We start from the raw sequence: 17,081 nt of genomic DNA on the forward strand, positions 1-17,081 counted from the left end.
CCGTCTTGAAAGGGTCAGTTGGCGGCGACGACGTCGGTCAGGCCCATCTCGGCGCTCGACATCAGCTTGTCGATATCGACCAGGATCAGCATGCGTTCGTCGAGGGTGCCCAGGCCGATGATGTAGTCGGAATTGAAGGCGGTGCCCATCTCCGGCGCCGGCTTGAGCTGGTCGGGCGTGAGGGTGGTGACGTCCGACACCGAATCGACCACCATGCCGACCACCCGGCCGCCGATGTTGAGGATGATGACCACCGTGAACTGGTCGTAGACCGGCTCGCCCAGCTTGAACTTGATGCGCATGTCGACCACCGGGATGATGATGCCGCGCAGGTTGATCACGCCCTTGATGAACTCCGGCGCGTTGGCGATGCGGGTGACCACCTCGTAGCCGCGGATCTCCTGCACCTTGAGGATGTCGATGCCGTATTCCTCGGCGCCCAGGGTGAAGGCGAGGAACTCCCTGCCGGCGATGTCCGATGCGTTTTCTTGCATGATTATGGTCCTTGAAATATTGATCTGACCGCGCTACGCCTTGGTCGGCGCGCGCGCCGCAATCCTTACAATGACGGCGCTAGCGTATCAGAGTCGGAGCGCGATGACGAGCGCGGAAAAGCCCCGCATGGGCGAAAAACGCACGCCTGTTGCTATCAATTTCGAAGGGGGTTGTCACAGGGGGGGAATCTGATTATGCTAGGACCAAGACAGCCACGGGCCCAGCCCCAGGAGATGTGATGACAGATTCGAACGCCGCGGACGACAACTGGCTGATCCAGGAAGACGAGGAGCCAGCGCCGGTTGACGGCACGGGATCGCCGGACCAGCGCCTGTGGCGGGTGCTGATCGTCGACGACGACGTCGATGTCCACGCGGTCACGCGGCTGGCGCTGCGCAACGTCTCCTTCAAGGGCCGCGAGCTGGAACTGTTCTCCGCCTACAGCGGCCGCGAAGCCTACGACTTCCTGCGCGACACGCCGGACATCGCGCTGGTGCTGCTGGACGTGGTGATGGAGACCGACGACGCCGGCCTGCTGCTGGCGCGCCGCATCCGCGAGGAGCTGCACAACGCCATCGTGCGGGTGGTGCTGCGCACCGGCCAGCCGGGCCAGGCGCCCGAGCAGCGCGTGATCATCGAATACGACATCAACGACTACAAGGCCAAGACCGAGCTGACCACGCAGAAGCTGTTCACCACGGTGATCTCGGCGCTGCGCGCGTATGAAAGCCTGAACATGCTCGAGCGCAGCCGCATCGGCCTGGGCAAGATCCTGGCCGGCGCCACCAATCTGTACCAGATCCACTCGCTGCGCGAATTCGCCTCCGGCGTGCTGAACCAGGTCAGCGCCATCCTCGACGTCGGCGCCGACGGCGTGCTGTGCCTGATGCAGGGCGACACCGGCGTCACCACGGTGGTGGCGGCCACCGGCGGCTACGCCGCGCTGAGCGAATCGGAGCTGATGCCGACCACCCATCCGCTGTGGCCGACCATCGCCAAGGCCTTCGCCGAAAAGAAAAGCCAGTTCGACCATCCGGCCAATGTGTTGTTCATCCACACGCAGGAAAACCGCGAAGTGGCGATCTCGGTCACGCCGCCGTGGCCGCTGGCGCAGATCCAGCGCGACCTGCTGGAGGTGTTCTGCCAGCGCATCGCCGCCGCCTTCGACAACCTGTACATGTTCGGCCAGCTGCGCAAGGCGCAGGAGGCGACCGTGGTGGCGCTGGCCGACCTGGCCGAGTTCCGCGACAGCGGCACCGGCGGCCATGTGCGGCGGGTGCAGCTGCTGTCGACGTCGCTGGCCCAGCGGCTGGCCGCGCGCGGCACCTATGCCGACCAACTGACGCCGCAACTGCTCGACATGATAGGCCTGGCCAGCATCCTGCACGACGTCGGCAAGGTCGCCACGCCGGACCACATCCTGCTCAAGCCGGGCATCCACACGGCGGAAGAGCGGGCCGAGATGCAGACCCACGCGGCGGTCGGCCGCAGCATCCTGGAACGCGCCGCCAGCATGGTCGACGGCGTCAGCTACCTGACCTACGGCGCCGAGATCGCCGGCGGCCACCACGAGCACTACGACGGCAACGGCTATCCGAACCAGCTGGCCGGCAAGGATATCCCGATCTCCGCCCGCATCGTCGCCGTGGTCGACGTGTTCGACTCGCTGCTGCACGAGCGTCCGTACAAGGATCCGTGGCCGCACACCGAGGTGATGACCTATATCACCGACCGTTCCGGCCTGCAGTTCGATCCCGAGGTGGTGGCCGCGCTGCTGGACCTGATCGAGCGCGATCCGACCATCGGCCACACGCCGGACTAGGCTGCGCCCGCCGCGGGCGCTCAGCCGCTCAGCACCACGCCAGGACATGCCATGCCATCGACCCCGCTCCCGTCAGACAGCGAACTGCGCCCCGTGCGCGGTGCGCTGCTGAAAAAGCTCAGCGGCGACGAGGGCATGTTCGCGCTGGGCGCGTCGGTGGCGCGGGTGGTGCAGATGGCCGATTCCGACGACCAGGGCACGCAAAACCTGGCCTACTACGTGCTGTCGGACGTGGCGCTGACGCAGAAGGTGCTGCGGCTGGCCAACACGCCGACCTACCGCGCCGCCGGCGGCACCGCCGTCACCACCATCTCGCGCGCGATTTCCCTGCTCGGCTTCGACAACGTCAAGACCACGGCGATGGCCATGCTGCTGGTCGACACGCTGGCCAACAGCCGCCACGCGCACAGTGTGCGCATCGAGCTGGAGGCGGCGCTGTGCGCCAGCCTGGTGGGGCGCGAGATGGCGCGCCTGAGCATCTACCAGGGCGCCGAGGAGGCGGCCATCGGCGCGCTGTTCAAGAACATCGGCGCGCTGGTGGTGGCTTCGCACGAGCACGGGCTGTTCCGCGAGATCGGCCTGCTGACGGCGGCCGGCAAGCTGACCCAGGCGCAGGCCGCGCTGCAGGTGCTGGGCTGCAGCTACGACAGCCTGTCGGCCGCCATCCTCAACGAGTGGAAGATCCCGGACGTGATCGTACGTTCGCTGGCGCCGCTGCCGCCGGGCGCCTGCAAGCCGGCCGCCAGCCGCCAGGAGTGGATGCGGCAGGTGGTGGCGTTCAGCATGGAGACGGCGCGCCTGCTGTCGCGCCGCCTGGGCGTCGACAGCGCCGAGGGCAAGGCGCTGGAGCAGCGCTACGGCGCCGCGCTCAATCTGGACCGGGAGCGCTTGACGCAGCTGTTTAACACCGTGTCGCGCGACATGGACGGCCTGCTGGAGAGTCTGCAAATGGGCGCGCACGCCGATCCCGACGACGGCGCCCCCGGTCTGCCCAGCGTGCTGGCGCAGGCCACCATGGGCGCGGGCGAGGCGCCGCAGGGCAACCACCTGAGCGGCAAGCCGCACAACGCCCGCGAGCAGTTGCTGGCCGGGGTGCAGGAGGTGACGCAGATGCGCGCCGGCGGCCACGGCAAGGTCAACGACATCATCCAGGCGGTGCTCGAGACGCTGTACCGCGGCATGGGCTTCCGCTTCGCCACCGTGTGCCTGAAGGATGTGCGCAGCGGCCAGTACCGGGCGCGGGTGGCGTTCGGCGAGCTGCATGCCGAGCGCCAGGCCGGCTTCGTCTTCCCCAGCGCCGCCGGCGACGACCTGTTCCACCTGGCGATGCAGAACAACGCCGACCTGATGATCGCCGACGCCAGCGCGCCCAAGATCCGCGCGCTGCTGCCGGAATGGCACCGCCGCCTGCTGCCCGACGCCCGCAGCTTCATCGTGCTGCCGCTGGTGGTCAACTCCATCCAGCTGGGGCTGTTCTACGCCGACCGCGCGCTGCCGGCGCCGGAGGGCGTGCCGCCCGACGAGACCTCGCTGATCCGCGCCCTCAAGGGCCAGGTGCTGGTGGCGCTCACGCCGGGCTGAGGTCGACCTCGTCCAGGCTGACACTGCGCACCATGGCCTCGAACTGCGCCACCGGCATCGGCCGCGCGAACAGATAGCCCTGCGCCTCGTCGCACTGCTTGGCGCTGAGGAAGTCGCGCTGGGCCTGGGTCTCGACGCCCTCGGCCACCACGCCCAGGCCCAGCGAGTGGGCCAGCGCGATGGTGGCGGCGACGATCACGGCGTCGTTCGGATCGCTCTCGATATCCTTGACGAAGCCGCGGTCGATCTTGATGCGGTCGATCTCGAACAGCTTCAGGTAGCTCAGCGAGGAATAGCCGGTGCCGAAATCGTCGATCGCCACCTTGAAGCCGCGCGAACGCAATTCGATCAGCAGCGCGCGGCTGCGTTCCGGGTCCTGCATCGCCGCCGATTCGGTGATCTCCAGCTCCAGCAGGGCCGGGTCGATGCCGTGGGCGTCGATCAGCCGGTCCAGCTGCGGCAGCAGGCCGGCGCCGTGGCACTGGCGCGCCGACAGGTTGACCGCCAGCCGCAGGTGCGCCAGCCCCGGCGCGCGCCAGGAGGCCAGCAGGCCGCTGGCGCGCTGCAGCACCCAGTCGCCTAGCGGCAGGATCAGGCCCGATTCCTCGGCGATCGGGATGAAGCGGTCCGGCCCCACCATGCCCAGCTCGGGATGGTGCCAGCGCAGCAGCGCCTCGGCGCCGATGATGCGGCCGGACGCCAGCTCGACCTGCGGTTGCAGGTACAGCTCGAATTCGTTTTGCTCCAGCGCCTGCCACAGGCGGTTCTCCAGCATCAGGCGCTCGTGGGTGGCGCTGTTCATCTCGGCCGAGAAGAACTGGAAGTTGCCGCGGCCCTGGCTCTTGGCGGCGTACATGGCGGTGTCGGCGTGGCGCAGCAGGGTGCTGCCGTCCTCGCCGTCGGACGGGAACATGGCGACGCCGACGCTGGCGCCGCTGTGCACCGTCTTGCCCTGCAGGTGGTAGGGCGCGCCCAGCGATTCGACGATGCGCACCGCGATGTTGGAGGCCTCGTCCGGCGTCACGCTGCCGGAGGTGACGACGATGAACTCGTCGCCGCCGAGGCGGGCGATGGTGTCGACTTCGCGCAGCAGCTCCTGCAGGCGCTGGGCCACGGCCACCAGCAGCAGGTCGCCGGTCTGGTGGCCGTGGGTGTCGTTGATCTTCTTGAAGTGGTCGAGGTCGATGAACAGCACCGCCGCCGCGCCGCCGCCGCGGCGGGTCTGGGCCAGCAGCTGGTCCAGCCGCAGGTTCAGCGACAGCCGGTTGTCGAGGCCGGTCAGGGTGTCGTGGTGGGCCAGGCGGTGGATGCGCTCCTGCGCCAACTGCTGCGCGGTCAGGTCGTGCAGGATGGCGACGAACAGGTGCTCGTCGGGCAGCTCCACTTCGCTCACCGACATCGCCAGCGGGAATTCGTTGCCGTCGCTGCGCCAGCCGGTCAGCTCGTATTCGTGGGTGACGCCGCAGGCGATCATGCGCAGCAGGCCGGCCGCGTCGAGGCCGGCGGCGTCGCCGACGCCGACCGGGATCAGGCGGTCCAGCGGCAGCTTGGTCATGTTCTCCGGCGCGTAGCCGAACAGGCGGCCGGCGGCGGCGTTGGCCGACATCAGCAGGCCGTCGCCGTCGATGGTGAGGATGGCGTCGGCCGCCTTGTTGAGGATGGCCTGCAGGCGCGCCTCGCGTTCGCGCAGGCGCGCGGTGCTGTCCTTGACCTGGGCCTGGATGCGCGCGCGCTCGCCGCTGATCAGCATCATCAGGGTGCCGAGCAGGCCGGTCAGCAGCAGGCCGCAGGTCAGCACGGTCCAGCTTTGCCAGCCGCGCTGCTGTTGCAGGTAGGCCGCGGTCGGCGCCAGGGTCAGCTCGTAGATGCGGCCGCCGAAGTGCAGCTGGCGCTGGAAGTCGCCCGCCGCCGGCGCCCGTTGCAGGCTGTCGCGCACCACGTGGCGCGGGCCGTCGTCGTCCATGTCCTCGAAGCGCATCAGGAAGTGGCCGAACTCGGAACGCTTGAGCGCCTGGTCCAGGTAGGCGTCGAACTGCATCGAGATCAGCAGCGAGCCGATGGCCTGGTGGCGGTTGTTGTTGGGGTAGACAGTTTGCAGCAATAGCAAGCCGGAGCTGGCCTGCGTGCGGATCAGTTGCAGCGGCGCGGTGGCGGTCGGCTGGCCGGACTGGGTGGCGCGCTCCAGCGCGGTGCGGCGCTGCGGATCGGACAGGAAGTCCAGCCCCTGGTAGACCCGGCTTTCCGCCGGCTCGATGTAGGTGGCGACGAAGTAGCGCTGGCGCGGCGCGGCGGCGACCAGGGCGCCGTCGGCGTTGCGCTGGCGGATTTCGAAGCCCGGCGCGATCTGGGCGCGGCCCCGGGTTTCGAAGGCGGCGCGCTCGTCGCCGGCCACCGGCGTCAGCCAGGCCATCGACAGCAGCTCGGGGCGCTGGTCCAGGTAGCCGTGCGCCAGGTTGCCGAAGTCTTCGGCGCTGAGCGTGCGGCGCGGGTCGTTGAGGGCCTTGGCCATGGCGTAGATGAAGCGTTCGTGCTCGCTGAACTGCGCCTGCAACAGGTCGCCGGTCTGCTGCGCCTTGAGGCGGAACGCTTGCAGCTGCTGGTTGTTCTCCCAGCGGTCGGCCTGCAGGTAGATGGCGATGAAGGCCGCCGCCGACAGTAGCAGCGGCAGGCCGACCAGCAGGCGGCGGCGCGACCACAGCGCGTGCGGGCGGCCGATGACGATCCAGGTCAGCGGCGCCGCCAGCAGGATGCCGATGGTGTCGCCCATCCACCAGGCCAGCCAGTCGAGGATCAGGGTGTCCCAGCGCAGGATGCCGAGCAGGGCCATGCCGGTCAGCGAGACGCTGCTGCTGATGACGGTGACGCCGGCCGCCAGCAGGATGAAGCGCACCACGTCGCGGCCGGAGCCGATGGCGGGGTCGATGTAGCGGCGGAACAGCGCGCTGCCGGCCCAGGCTTGCAGCGCGGCGCCCAGCGCCGCGAAGCAGGCGCCGGCTAGCGCGGTGGCGCCGATGCCGCCGGGGCTGAGGAAGGGATAGATCAGGTTGACCGTCAGCGAGCCCAGCGCCACGGCCGGCAGCAGGCCGGCGCCGCCGAGCACGCAACAGGCCAGCGCCAGGCCGGCAGGCAGGAAGATGGGCGAGGCGTAGCCGGGCGGCAGCGCCAACAGCAGGCCCAGACGGCCGGCGACGAAGTAACAGGCCAACAGGCCCACATTGGCCAGCACCAGGCTGCGCAAACTACCGCTACGGTTGTTCAACTGCGGGGCTCCAGGTCTCAGTATCGTGGGCCGATTGTATAGGAATTCGTTGAACGTAAAAACAACACTTGCACATTTACAGTTGGTGCAGTTAAAATCTCGCCCCGAAGCAGACGGTTCATCTGCATGGCGCGAATAGGCAGTAGCAAAAAGCGCGATGCGGGGTTGACAGGTCAAAGAAGTTGCTTCATACTCTGCGGTTCCTCGCGGAGGGGTGGCCGAGTGGTTAAAGGCGACAGACTGTAAATCTGTTCTTTCGAGTACGCTGGTTCGAATCCAGCCCCCTCCACCAAGTTTTTGCAAAAAGACTGGGTATGCAAGTAGATGCGGCAAGTAGATGAAGAAGAATTGAACAATCCTCGCGGGTGTAGCTCAATGGTAGAGCAGAAGCCTTCCAAGCTTACGACGAGGGTTCGATTCCCTTCACCCGCTCCAGTATTGTTGCAATGCAGTAGTACCCCATAAGCCCTTTTAGCTCAGTGGTAGAGCACTCCCTTGGTAAGGGAGAGGCCACGTGTTCAATCCACGTAAAGGGCACCAGAATTCGCAGTATCCCGCAGCATCTGCAGTAAATCGGCAGCATATAAATATATACGCAGCACTATCAAGACAGTCGGGCACGAGCCCAGGCAATCACACCAAATCGTTAGGAGTCTAAAATGGCAAAAGAGAAATTCGAGCGGACCAAGCCGCACGTTAACGTCGGCACCATCGGCCACGTCGACCACGGCAAGACCACCCTGACCGCTGCGATCGCTACTGTTCTGTCGAAGAAATTCGGCGGCGAAGCTAAAGCATACGACCAGATCGATGCTGCTCCAGAAGAAAAAGCACGCGGCATCACCATCAACACCGCGCACGTCGAATACGAAACCGCTACCCGTCACTACGCTCACGTTGACTGCCCAGGCCACGCCGACTATATCAAAAACATGATTACCGGTGCCGCGCAGATGGACGGCGCGATCCTGGTTTGCTCCGCAGCCGACGGCCCAATGCCACAGACCCGCGAGCACATCCTGCTGGCCCGTCAAGTTGGCGTTCCATACATCGTCGTGTTCCTGAACAAGTGCGATCTGGTTGACGACGAAGAGCTGCTGGAACTGGTTGAAATGGAAGTTCGCGAGTTGTTGTCGAAGTACGAATTCCCAGGCGACGACCTGCCTATCATCAAAGGTTCGGCACGTAAAGCGCTGGACGGCGACACCGGTCCTCTGGGTGAAGTAGCCATCATGGCCCTGGCCGACGCACTGGACAGCTACATCCCTACGCCAGAGCGCGCAGTGGACGGCGCCTTCCTGATGCCAGTGGAAGACGTGTTCTCGATCTCGGGTCGCGGTACCGTTGTGACCGGTCGTATCGAGCGCGGCATCATCAAGGTCGGCGAAGAGATCGAAATCGTCGGTATCACCGACACCGTCAAGACCATCTGCACCGGCGTGGAAATGTTCCGCAAGCTGCTGGACCAGGGTATGGCTGGCGACAACGTCGGTCTGCTGCTGCGCGGCACCAAGCGTGAAGACGTACAGCGTGGTCAGGTTCTGGCCAAGCCAGGCTCGATCAAGCCGCACAACCACTTCACCGGCGAGATCTATGTTCTGTCGAAAGACGAAGGCGGCCGTCATACGCCGTTCTTCAACAACTATCGTCCACAGTTCTACTTCCGTACGACTGACGTGACCGGTTCGATCGAACTGCCAGCGGACAAAGAAATGGTTATGCCAGGCGATAACGTGTCGATCACCGTCAAGCTGATCAACCCGATCGCGATGGAAGAAGGTCTGCGCTTCGCAATCCGCGAAGGTGGCCGTACCGTTGGTGCAGGTGTAGTAGCGAAGATCATCGCTTAAGGAATACTGGTCGTACCACCAGGGGCGTCTCTGGTGGTATAATCGATATCCTTTGTAGTTTTACGTAGGGACGTAGCTCAATTGGCAGAGCGTCGGTCTCCAAAACCGAAGGTTGGGGGTTCGATGCCCTCCGTCCCTGCCACCGTTTTCAGGTGCAGGGCACCGAAAGTAAATATAAATGTCAAATCAATCCGTGCAGACCGTTAGCACGTCGAATGACAAGATTAAGGTTGCTCTGGCAATAGCCGTGGCAATCGCAGGTGTGGTCGGGTTTTATTACCTGTCAGACAAACCAGCTCTCGTACGCGCAGGCGCACTTGTAGCTGGTTTGGCTTTTGCCGTTCTGCTCTTGTGGACCTCGACGACTGGCCGTGAATTCCTGAATTTCGCCAAAGAAGCCGTGCGCGAAACGAAAAAGGTCGTCTGGCCTACTCGTCGCGAAGCTACCCAGATCACGGGCATCGTGTTTGCCTTCGTGCTGGTGATGGCGCTGTTCCTGTGGGGCACGGATAAGACACTTGAGTTCCTGTTGTACGACGTCATTCTGGGTATACGAAAATAATGAACGAAAATGTGCAAGATGAGGCGGCCGGCGAACCGGTGTCGGGCGAAGTTCCGGCACAGGAAGCTGTCGCAGCGCCAATCAGCGTGCCAGTAAGCAACAAGCGCTGGTACGTTGTACATGCGTATTCCGGCATGGAAAAAAGCGTCCAGCGTGCGTTGACGGAGCGTGTAGAGCGCGCCGGCATGCAGGACCAGTTCGGCCAGATCCTGGTGCCGACCGAAGAAGTCGTCGAAGTCAAGAACGGTCAGAAGTCCGTCACCGAGCGTCGTTTCTTCCCAGGCTACGTCCTGGTTGAGATGGAAATGACCGACGAAACCTGGCACTTGGTGAAAAACACCAACAAGGTAACCGGCTTCATCGGGGGCAAATCGAACAAGCCGACCCCGATTCCAGCGCGCGAGATCGACAAGATCATGCAGCAGATGCAAGAGGGTGTCGAGAAGCCACGGCCGAAAGTGCTGTACGAAGTGGGCGAGCAAGTCCGCATCAAGGACGGCCCGTTCACCGACTTCAACGGCAACGTCGAAGAAGTCAACTACGAGAAATCCAAAGTACGCGTGTCGGTCACCATCTTCGGCCGCGCTACTCCGGTGGAACTTGAGTTCGGCCAGGTCGAAAAAGTATAAGCAGCACCGTTCGCCAGAACGGGCGACGGTGTTAAAACCCAAGCGCATCTGGCAAAGAGGAGCCCCGCCCTGCAACTGCGCATGGTGGGGCGCTACTACTCATATCCAAGATAGGAGCCATCATGGCAAAGAAAATCATTGGTTTTATCAAGCTGCAAGTACCAGCTGGTAAAGCAAACCCATCCCCACCGATCGGTCCAGCTCTGGGTCAACGCGGTCTGAACATCATGGAATTCTGCAAGGCGTTCAACGCGCAGACCCAAGGTATGGAACCAGGCATGCCGATTCCAGTCGTGATCACCGCGTTCGCCGACAAGTCCTTCACCTTCGTGATGAAGACGCCTCCAGCAACCTTCCTGATCAAGAAGCACTCGGGTGTTGTCAAAGGTTCGCCGAAACCACATACCGACAAAGTCGGTAAGCTGACCCGCGCTCAAGCTGAAGAAATCGCTAAATTGAAAACCCCTGATCTGACCGCTGCCGACCTGGATGCTGCTGTACGCACCATCGCTGGTTCCGCACGTTCGATGGGCATCACGGTGGAAGGTCTGTAATCATGGCAAAACTGTCCAAACGCGCTAAAGCTATCAAAGCCAAAGTTGATAGCACCAAGTCCTACGCATTCGACAACGCAGTCGCTCTGATCAAAGAACTGGCTACCGCCAAGTTCAATGAATCGATCGACGTGTCGGTACAGCTGGGCGTGGATCCTAAGAAGTCGGATCAAGTCGTTCGCGGTTCCGTCGTGCTGCCAGCTGGCACCGGCAAGACCGTTCGCGTCGCTGTATTCGCTTCGGGCGAAAAAGCTGAGCAGGCTAAAGCCGCCGGCGCTGACGTCGTTGGTATGGAAGACCTGGCCGAGCGCGTCAAAGCCGGCGACATGCCTTTCGATATCGTCATCGCTTCGCCAGACACCATGCGTATCGTTGGTACCCTGGGCCAGATCCTGGGCCCACGTGGCCTGATGCCTAACCCGAAAGTCGGCACCGTAACCGCTGACGTCGCTACCGCCGTGAAAAACGCGAAAGCCGGTCAAGTTCAGTACCGTACCGACAAAGCCGGTATCATCCACGCGACCATCGGCCGCAAATCGTTCGCTGATGCAGATCTGAAGAGCAACCTGGTTGCCCTGATCGACGCACTGAACAAAGCCAAGCCAGCTACCAGCAAGGGTGTTTACCTGCGCAAGGTATCGCTGTCGTCGACCATGGGCGCTGGCGTCCGTGTAGACCAGACCACCCTGGCTGCTTAAGTTTTAAAAATTAAGTCCTTGTGTCGCCGTTGTGCGATGCGGGGCAGTTCTTTGGGCTGGTCGTCGTTGCTTGCAACGGCGGCCAGGCAATCAAAGACCGTTGGGCCGGATGCATCAGGTAGGCAACTGGTTAATTGAATTTTTCACCCAACGCAGATGGTGTACCCGATCAAGTTTCGTAGTCCATTGGACTCCTAAACCTCGGACGCCGTTGTTCGAACCGATGGCAGGCAGTTTGCCCGTCATCATTTAAGGAGGTTGACCGTGGGTCTCAATCTGAATGACAAAAAGGCCGTTGTCGCCGAAGTTTCCGCAAAAGTAGCAACTGCGCAAACTATCGTCGTGGCCGAATATCGTGGCATCCAGGTTGCTCACTTGACGCAACTTCGTGCCAAAGCGCGCGCTCAAGGCGTGTACCTGCGAGTGTTGAAAAACACCCTCGCACGTCGCTCCGTCGAAGGCACGCAGTTCGCCAACCTGGCAGACAGCATGACCGGTCCGTTGATCTACTCGATCTCGGACGATGCCGTTGCAGCAGCTAAAGTCATCGCTGACTTCGCTAAAACCAACGACAAACTGGTCATCACTGCAGGTAACTACGCAGGCAAGCAGCTGGATAAAGCAGCTGTTGCAGCGTTGGCGAGCATTCCTAGCCGTGAAGTTCTCATCTCGCAGTTGTTGGGCGTTATGCTGGCTCCGGTGTCGGGCTTTGCACGTGGTCTGGCTGCTCTGGCAGCGAAAAAATCCGAAGGTGCTCCAGCTGTTGCCGAAGTGGCCGCAGAAGAAGCGCCAGCCGCTGCTTAATTGCAACGACCGGTTTTTTTCTCAAGTACCAATCTGATGTATTAACGAATCAAAAAATTATTGGAGTTTCAAATGGCAATTAGCAAAGACGACATCCTGAACGCAGTTAGCGAAATGTCCGTAATGGACCTGAACGACCTGGTCAAAGCTTTCGAAGAAAAATTCGGCGTTTCGGCCGCTGCAATGGCTGCTCCAGCAGCTGGCGGCGCAGCTGCTGCGGCAGTTGAAGAGCAAACCGAATTCAACGTTGTTCTGACCGAAGTCGGCGCGAACAAAGTTGGCGTAATTAAAGCAGTTCGCGAAATCACCGGTCTGGGCCTGAAAGAAGCCAAAGACGTGGTTGATGGCGCTCCTAAGACCGTTAAAGAAGCCCTGTCGAAAGCTGACGCTGAAGCCGCTAAGAAAAAGCTGGAAGAAGCTGGCGCCAAGGCCGAACTGAAGTAATCAAGTTGTACGGCGGCTAGTTAGTTAGCGCCACGAGCCAAAGCTGCGGATTTCCTCTCGAAAGGGAGGAAATCCGGCTTTGGCTCCTTTGTCGTCCTCGTCGTATTTGTAGCGTTTGTCCGACGCCGCAGTTTTATCGAATCAGCTGGAAATGGTAGAAGTTTCAGGTTTCGTCTGTGTGACATGCAGCCGATCTTGTTGCTGAAGTGGCTCACATTGCACTGGCAAAACCTGAATTTTTTATCCTTTCTGTCACTCACGGAGTGTCCATGCACTACTCATTTACTGAGAAGAAACGCATTCGCAAATCATTCGCGAAGCGCGCCAACGTTCACCACGTTCCGTTCCTGCTGGCTACCCAGCTCGAGTCCTACCATAGTTTCTTGCAAGAAGACGTAGCACCGTCGACCCGCAAGAACGACGGCCTGCAGTCGGCCTTTACCTCGATATTCCCTATCGTTTCGCACAATGGCTTTGCGCGTCTCGAATTCCTGTCGTACGTCCTGGGCGACCCCGCCTTCGACGTCAAGGAATGCCAACTGCGCGGCCTGACCTTCGCGTCGCCGCTGCGCGCCAAGGTGCGTCTGGTGATCCTGGACAAGGAATCGCCGACCAAGCCGGTCGTCAAAGAGATGAAGGAACAGGAAGTCTACATGGGCGAACTGCCCCTGATGACCACCACCGGTTCGTTCGTCATCAATGGTACCGAGCGCGTTATCGTTTCGCAGCTGCATCGCTCCCCTGGTGTGTTCTTTGAACACGACCGCGGCAAGACCCACTCGTCCGGCAAACTGCTGTTCTCCGCGCGTATCATTCCTTACCGCGGTTCGTGGCTGGACTTCGAGTTCGACCCGAAAGACATCCTGTTCTTCCGCGTCGACCGCCGCCGCAAGATGCCAGTGACGATCCTGCTGAAAGCGATCGGCATGTCGCACGAGCAGATCCTGGCGAACTTCTTCGTGTTCGACAATTTCAACCTGCGCTCCGAAGGCGCGGAAATGGAATTCGTCGCCGAGCGCCTGCGTGGCGAAGTCGCGCGTTTCGACATCGTCAACAAGGAAGGCAAGACGCTGGTCCTGAAGGACAAGCGTATCAACGCCAAGCACGTGCGCGATATCGAATCGAACGGCATCAAGCACATCTCGGTACCGGAAGACTACCTGCTGGGCCGTGTATTGGCCAAGAACATCGTCGATCCTGAGACCGGCGAAGTCGTCGCGTCCGCCAACGACGAGCTGACCGAAGACGTGTTGGGCCGCCTGCGCGAAGCCCACATCTCCGACATCCAGACCTTGTACACCAACGACCTGGACCAGGGCGCCTACATCTCGCAAACCCTGCGCATCGACGACACCGCCGACCAGATGGCCGCCCGTGTCGCGATCTACCGCATGATGCGTCCTGGCGAACCGCCAACCGAAGACTCGGTCGAAGCGCTGTTCAACGGCCTGTTCTACAGCCCTGACCGCTATGACCTGTCGGCCGTCGGCCGCATGAAGTTCAACCGCCGCATCGGCCGCGACGAGCTGGTCGGCGCCATGACGCTGTCGAACGAAGACGTGCTGGCCGTGATCAAGATCCTGGTGGAACTGCGCAATGGCCGCGGCGAAGTCGACGATATCGATCACCTGGGTAACCGTCGCGTACGTTGCGTCGGCGAACTGGCCGAGAACCAGTTCCGCGCCGGCCTGGTGCGCGTTGAGCGCGCCGTCAAGGAACGCCTCGGCCAGGCCGAAGCGGACAACCTGATGCCGCACGACCTGATCAACTCGAAGCCGATCTCGGCCGCAATCCGCGAGTTCTTCGGTTCGTCCCAGCTGTCGCAGTTTATGGACCAGACCAACCCGCTGTCGGAAATCACGCACAAACGCCGTGTCTCCGCTCTGGGACCTGGCGGTCTGACCCGCGAACGCGCAGGCTTCGAAGTGCGCGACGTGCACCCGACCCACTACGGCCGCGTGTGCCCGATCGAAACGCCTGAGGGCCCGAACATCGGTCTGATCAACTCGCTGGCGCTGTACGCCCGCCTGAATGAATACGGCTTCCTGGAAACCCCATACCGCAAGGTCGAGGGCTCCAAGATCACCGACCAGATCGACTACCTGTCCGCCATCGAAGAAGGCCGCTACATCATCGCCCAGGCGAATGCGACCATCGACAAGAGCGGCATGCTGAGCGACGAGCTGGTCTCGGCCCGTGAAGCCGGCGAAACCATCCTGGTATCCCCAGAGCGCATCCAGTACATGGACGTGGCGCCGGGCCAGATCGTTTCCGTCGCAGCGTCGCTGATTCCGTTCCTGGAACACGATGATGCGAACCGCGCATTGATGGGTGCCAACATGCAGCGTCAGGCGGTTCCTTGCCTGCGCCCAGAGAAGGCACTGGTCGGTACCGGTATCGAACGCACCGTGGCAGTCGACTCGGGCACCACCGTGCAGGCGCTGCGCGGCGGTATCGTCGACTACATCGATGCGGGCCGTGTCGTGATTCGCGTGAACGATGACGAAGCAACCGCCGGCGAAGTCGGTGTCGACATCTACAACCTGATCAAGTACACCCGTTCGAACCAGAACACCAACATCAACCAGCGTCCTATCGTCAAGGTAGGCGACCGTGTGGCCAAGCGCGACGTGATCGCCGACGGCGCATCGACCGACCTGGGTGAGCTGGCTCTGGGCCAGAACATGACCGTGGCCTTCATGCCATGGAATGGTCTGAACTTCGAAGATTCGATCCTGATCTCGGAAAACGTCGTTAAGGACGACCGCTACACCTCGATTCACATCGAAGAGCTGTCCGTCGTTGCACGCGATACCAAGCTGGGCGCGGAAGAAATCACCCGCGACATCTCGAACCTGGCTGAGAACCAGCTGGCTCGTCTGGATGAGTCCGGTATCGTCTACATCGGCGCGGAAGTGCAGGCGGGCGACACCCTGGTCGGTAAGGTAACGCCTAAAGGCGAAACCCAGCTGACTCCGGAAGAAAAGCTGCTGCGCGCGATCTTCGGCGAAAAAGCATCGGACGTCAAAGACACCTCGCTGCGCGTGCCATCGGGCATGATCGGCACCGTGATCGACGTCCAGGTCTTCACCCGTGAAGGCATCGTTCGCGACAAGCGCGCGCAACAGATCATCGACGATGAACTGAAGCGTTTCCGCCTGGACCTGAACGACCAGATGCGTATCGTTGAAGGCGACGCCTTCCAGCGTCTGGAAAAAATGCTGATCGGCCAAGTCGTCAACGGCGGTCCGAAGAAGCTGGCCAAAGGCGCCAAGATCACCAAGGAATACCTGGCGGATCTGGACAAGTACCACTGGTTCGACATCCGTCCATCGGAAGACGCATCGGCTACCGCGCTGGAAGCGATCAAGGAATCGATCAACGAGAAGCGCCACCAGTTCGACCTGGCCTTCGAAGAGAAGCGCAAGAAGCTGACCCAGGGCGATGAACTGCAACCTGGCGTGCAGAAGATGGTCAAAGTGTATCTGGCCGTCAAGCGCCGCCTGCAGTCGGGCGACAAGATGGCGGGTCGCCACGGTAACAAGGGTGTGGTTTCCCGTATCGTGCCGGTGGAAGACATGCCATACATGGCCGACGGTACGCCGGCCGACGTGGTGCTGAACCCGCTGGGTGTTCCTTCCCGTATGAACGTGGGTCAGATTCTCGAGACCCACCTGGGTTGGGCGGCCAAGGGTCTGGGCATCCGTATCGGCGAAATGCTGGCCGTGCACACCAAGGCCGAAGAGATGCGCAAGTATCTGACCGTGATCTACAACGAAAACGGCCGTCCGGAAGACCTGGACCAGTTCGACGACGAAGAGATCATGAAGCTGGCGAACAACCTGAAGAAGGGTGTTCCGTTCGCCACGCCAGTGTTCGACGGCGCGCACGAATCGGAAATCCGCCGCATGCTGGACCTGGCTTACCCTGACGACATCGCCGCCAAACTGGGCATGACGCCGTCGAAGAATCAGGTCACCATGTACGACGGCCGCACCGGCGAAGCGTTCGAGCGCAAGGTCACCGTTGGCGTGATGCACATGCTGAAGCTGCACCACTTGGTCGACGACAAGATGCACGCGCGTTCGACCGGTCCATACTCGCTGGTAACGCAGCAGCCACTGGGCGGTAAAGCCCAGTTCGGCGGCCAGCGCTTCGGTGAGATGGAGGTGTGGGCACTGGAAGCATACGGCGCATCGTATGTGCTGCAAGAGATGTTGACCGTTAAGTCGGATGACGTGAACGGCCGTACCAAAGTGTATGAAAACCTGGTCAAAGGCGACCACGTGATCGACGCCGGTATGCCTGAATCGTTCAACGTGCTGGTGAAAGAGATCCGTTCCCTGGGTATCGATATCGACCTGGAACGCAACTAACACTCGC

General features: G+C 61.9%; 12 protein-coding genes and 4 tRNA genes. 14 read left to right on the forward strand and 2 right to left on the reverse strand.

Annotation, left to right across the window (positions count from 1 at the left end):
* Nucleotides 1-14 precede the first annotated feature (14 nt).
* Nucleotides 15-494 (reverse strand): chemotaxis protein CheW, encoded by a 480-nt coding sequence (locus tag AC07OK_RS11010; RefSeq protein WP_494690347.1) that lies wholly within the window; start codon nucleotides 492-494, stop codon nucleotides 15-17.
* Between the two features lie 239 nt (nucleotides 495-733).
* Between AC07OK_RS11010 and AC07OK_RS11015 the strand changes: the two genes are divergently transcribed.
* On the forward strand, nucleotides 734-2,317 hold the full coding sequence (locus tag AC07OK_RS11015) for a DUF3369 domain-containing protein (RefSeq protein ID WP_494690348.1): 1,584 nt from the start codon (nucleotides 734-736) through the stop codon (nucleotides 2,315-2,317).
* A 51-nt stretch (nucleotides 2,318-2,368) separates the two neighbouring features.
* A complete protein-coding gene (locus AC07OK_RS11020) occupies nucleotides 2,369-3,898 on the forward strand; it encodes an HDOD domain-containing protein (RefSeq protein WP_494690349.1) in 1,530 nt (509 codons plus the stop codon).
* Here the strand turns inward: AC07OK_RS11020 and AC07OK_RS11025 are convergent.
* Entirely contained in the window at nucleotides 3,885-7,157 is a 3,273-nt protein-coding gene (locus tag AC07OK_RS11025) for a bifunctional diguanylate cyclase/phosphodiesterase (protein WP_494690350.1), read from the reverse strand. The two genes, AC07OK_RS11020 and AC07OK_RS11025, sit on opposite strands and share 14 nt — an antisense overlap.
* Nucleotides 7,158-7,365: 208 nt before the next feature.
* Between AC07OK_RS11025 and AC07OK_RS11030 the strand changes: the two genes are divergently transcribed.
* The 12 genes from AC07OK_RS11030 to rpoB all read left to right on the forward strand — a co-directional run bounded on the left by AC07OK_RS11030 (nucleotide 7,366) and on the right by rpoB (nucleotide 17,074).
* Nucleotides 7,366-7,449: transfer RNA gene (locus tag AC07OK_RS11030), tRNA-Tyr, on the forward strand.
* Between the two features lie 69 nt (nucleotides 7,450-7,518).
* Nucleotides 7,519-7,592 (forward strand) — tRNA-Gly (locus AC07OK_RS11035).
* 30 nt (nucleotides 7,593-7,622) lie between these two features.
* Nucleotides 7,623-7,697: transfer RNA gene (locus AC07OK_RS11040), tRNA-Thr, on the forward strand.
* Nucleotides 7,698-7,816: 119 nt separating this feature from the next.
* Nucleotides 7,817-9,007, forward strand: coding sequence for an elongation factor Tu (gene tuf, locus AC07OK_RS11045; RefSeq protein ID WP_020704295.1), 1,191 nt, complete (start codon nucleotides 7,817-7,819; stop codon nucleotides 9,005-9,007).
* Nucleotides 9,008-9,073: 66 nt separating this feature from the next.
* Nucleotides 9,074-9,149, forward strand: a tRNA-Trp gene (locus AC07OK_RS11050).
* Between the two features lie 36 nt (nucleotides 9,150-9,185).
* The gene (secE, locus tag AC07OK_RS11055; RefSeq protein WP_008444107.1) at nucleotides 9,186-9,569 is read left to right on the forward strand and encodes a preprotein translocase subunit SecE; all 384 of its coding nucleotides are present in this window, start codon (nucleotides 9,186-9,188) and stop codon (nucleotides 9,567-9,569) included.
* The gene (nusG, locus tag AC07OK_RS11060) at nucleotides 9,569-10,198 is read left to right on the forward strand and encodes a transcription termination/antitermination protein NusG (RefSeq protein ID WP_026334849.1); all 630 of its coding nucleotides are present in this window, start codon (nucleotides 9,569-9,571) and stop codon (nucleotides 10,196-10,198) included. The genes secE and nusG overlap by 1 nt, the downstream gene beginning before the upstream one ends.
* 122 nt (nucleotides 10,199-10,320) lie before the next feature.
* On the forward strand, nucleotides 10,321-10,752 hold the full coding sequence (gene rplK / locus AC07OK_RS11065; RefSeq protein ID WP_008444110.1) for a 50S ribosomal protein L11: 432 nt from the start codon (nucleotides 10,321-10,323) through the stop codon (nucleotides 10,750-10,752).
* A 2-nt stretch (nucleotides 10,753-10,754) separates the two neighbouring features.
* The gene (gene rplA / locus AC07OK_RS11070; protein ID WP_494690351.1) at nucleotides 10,755-11,450 is read left to right on the forward strand and encodes a 50S ribosomal protein L1; all 696 of its coding nucleotides are present in this window, start codon (nucleotides 10,755-10,757) and stop codon (nucleotides 11,448-11,450) included.
* Nucleotides 11,451-11,714: 264 nt separating this feature from the next.
* Nucleotides 11,715-12,254: a 50S ribosomal protein L10 gene (gene rplJ / locus AC07OK_RS11075; protein ID WP_217943558.1), complete on the forward strand. Its 540-nt coding sequence runs from the start codon at nucleotides 11,715-11,717 to the stop codon at nucleotides 12,252-12,254.
* Between the two features lie 72 nt (nucleotides 12,255-12,326).
* Nucleotides 12,327-12,698, forward strand: coding sequence for a 50S ribosomal protein L7/L12 (rplL, locus tag AC07OK_RS11080; protein WP_494690352.1), 372 nt, complete (start codon nucleotides 12,327-12,329; stop codon nucleotides 12,696-12,698).
* A gap of 269 nt (nucleotides 12,699-12,967) precedes the next feature.
* Complete coding sequence (gene rpoB / locus AC07OK_RS11085) at nucleotides 12,968-17,074, forward strand: DNA-directed RNA polymerase subunit beta (RefSeq protein ID WP_494690353.1); 4,107 nt, start codon at nucleotides 12,968-12,970, stop codon at nucleotides 17,072-17,074.
* Nucleotides 17,075-17,081 lie beyond the last annotated feature (7 nt).

The sequence above is a fragment of the Duganella sp. GW821-FHT07G03 genome, from assembly GCF_059418605.1.

What these genes read in the sequence shown, in the direction of transcription:
- AC07OK_RS11010 (WP_494690347.1), bottom strand. Translation starts at nt 494, where the DNA reads ATGCAAGAAAACGCATCGGACATCGCCGGCAGGGAGTTCCTCGCCTTC.
- rpoB (WP_494690353.1), top strand. Translation starts at nt 12,968, where the DNA reads ATGCACTACTCATTTACTGAGAAGAAACGCATTCGCAAATCATTCGCG.
- AC07OK_RS11015 (WP_494690348.1), top strand. Translation starts at nt 734, where the DNA reads ATGACAGATTCGAACGCCGCGGACGACAACTGGCTGATCCAGGAAGAC.
- rplA (WP_494690351.1), top strand. Translation starts at nt 10,755, where the DNA reads ATGGCAAAACTGTCCAAACGCGCTAAAGCTATCAAAGCCAAAGTTGAT.
- nusG (WP_026334849.1), top strand. Translation starts at nt 9,569, where the DNA reads ATGAACGAAAATGTGCAAGATGAGGCGGCCGGCGAACCGGTGTCGGGC.
- rplL (WP_494690352.1), top strand. Translation starts at nt 12,327, where the DNA reads ATGGCAATTAGCAAAGACGACATCCTGAACGCAGTTAGCGAAATGTCC.
- tuf (WP_020704295.1), top strand. Translation starts at nt 7,817, where the DNA reads ATGGCAAAAGAGAAATTCGAGCGGACCAAGCCGCACGTTAACGTCGGC.
- rplK (WP_008444110.1), top strand. Translation starts at nt 10,321, where the DNA reads ATGGCAAAGAAAATCATTGGTTTTATCAAGCTGCAAGTACCAGCTGGT.
- secE (WP_008444107.1), top strand. Translation starts at nt 9,186, where the DNA reads ATGTCAAATCAATCCGTGCAGACCGTTAGCACGTCGAATGACAAGATT.
- AC07OK_RS11020 (WP_494690349.1), top strand. Translation starts at nt 2,369, where the DNA reads ATGCCATCGACCCCGCTCCCGTCAGACAGCGAACTGCGCCCCGTGCGC.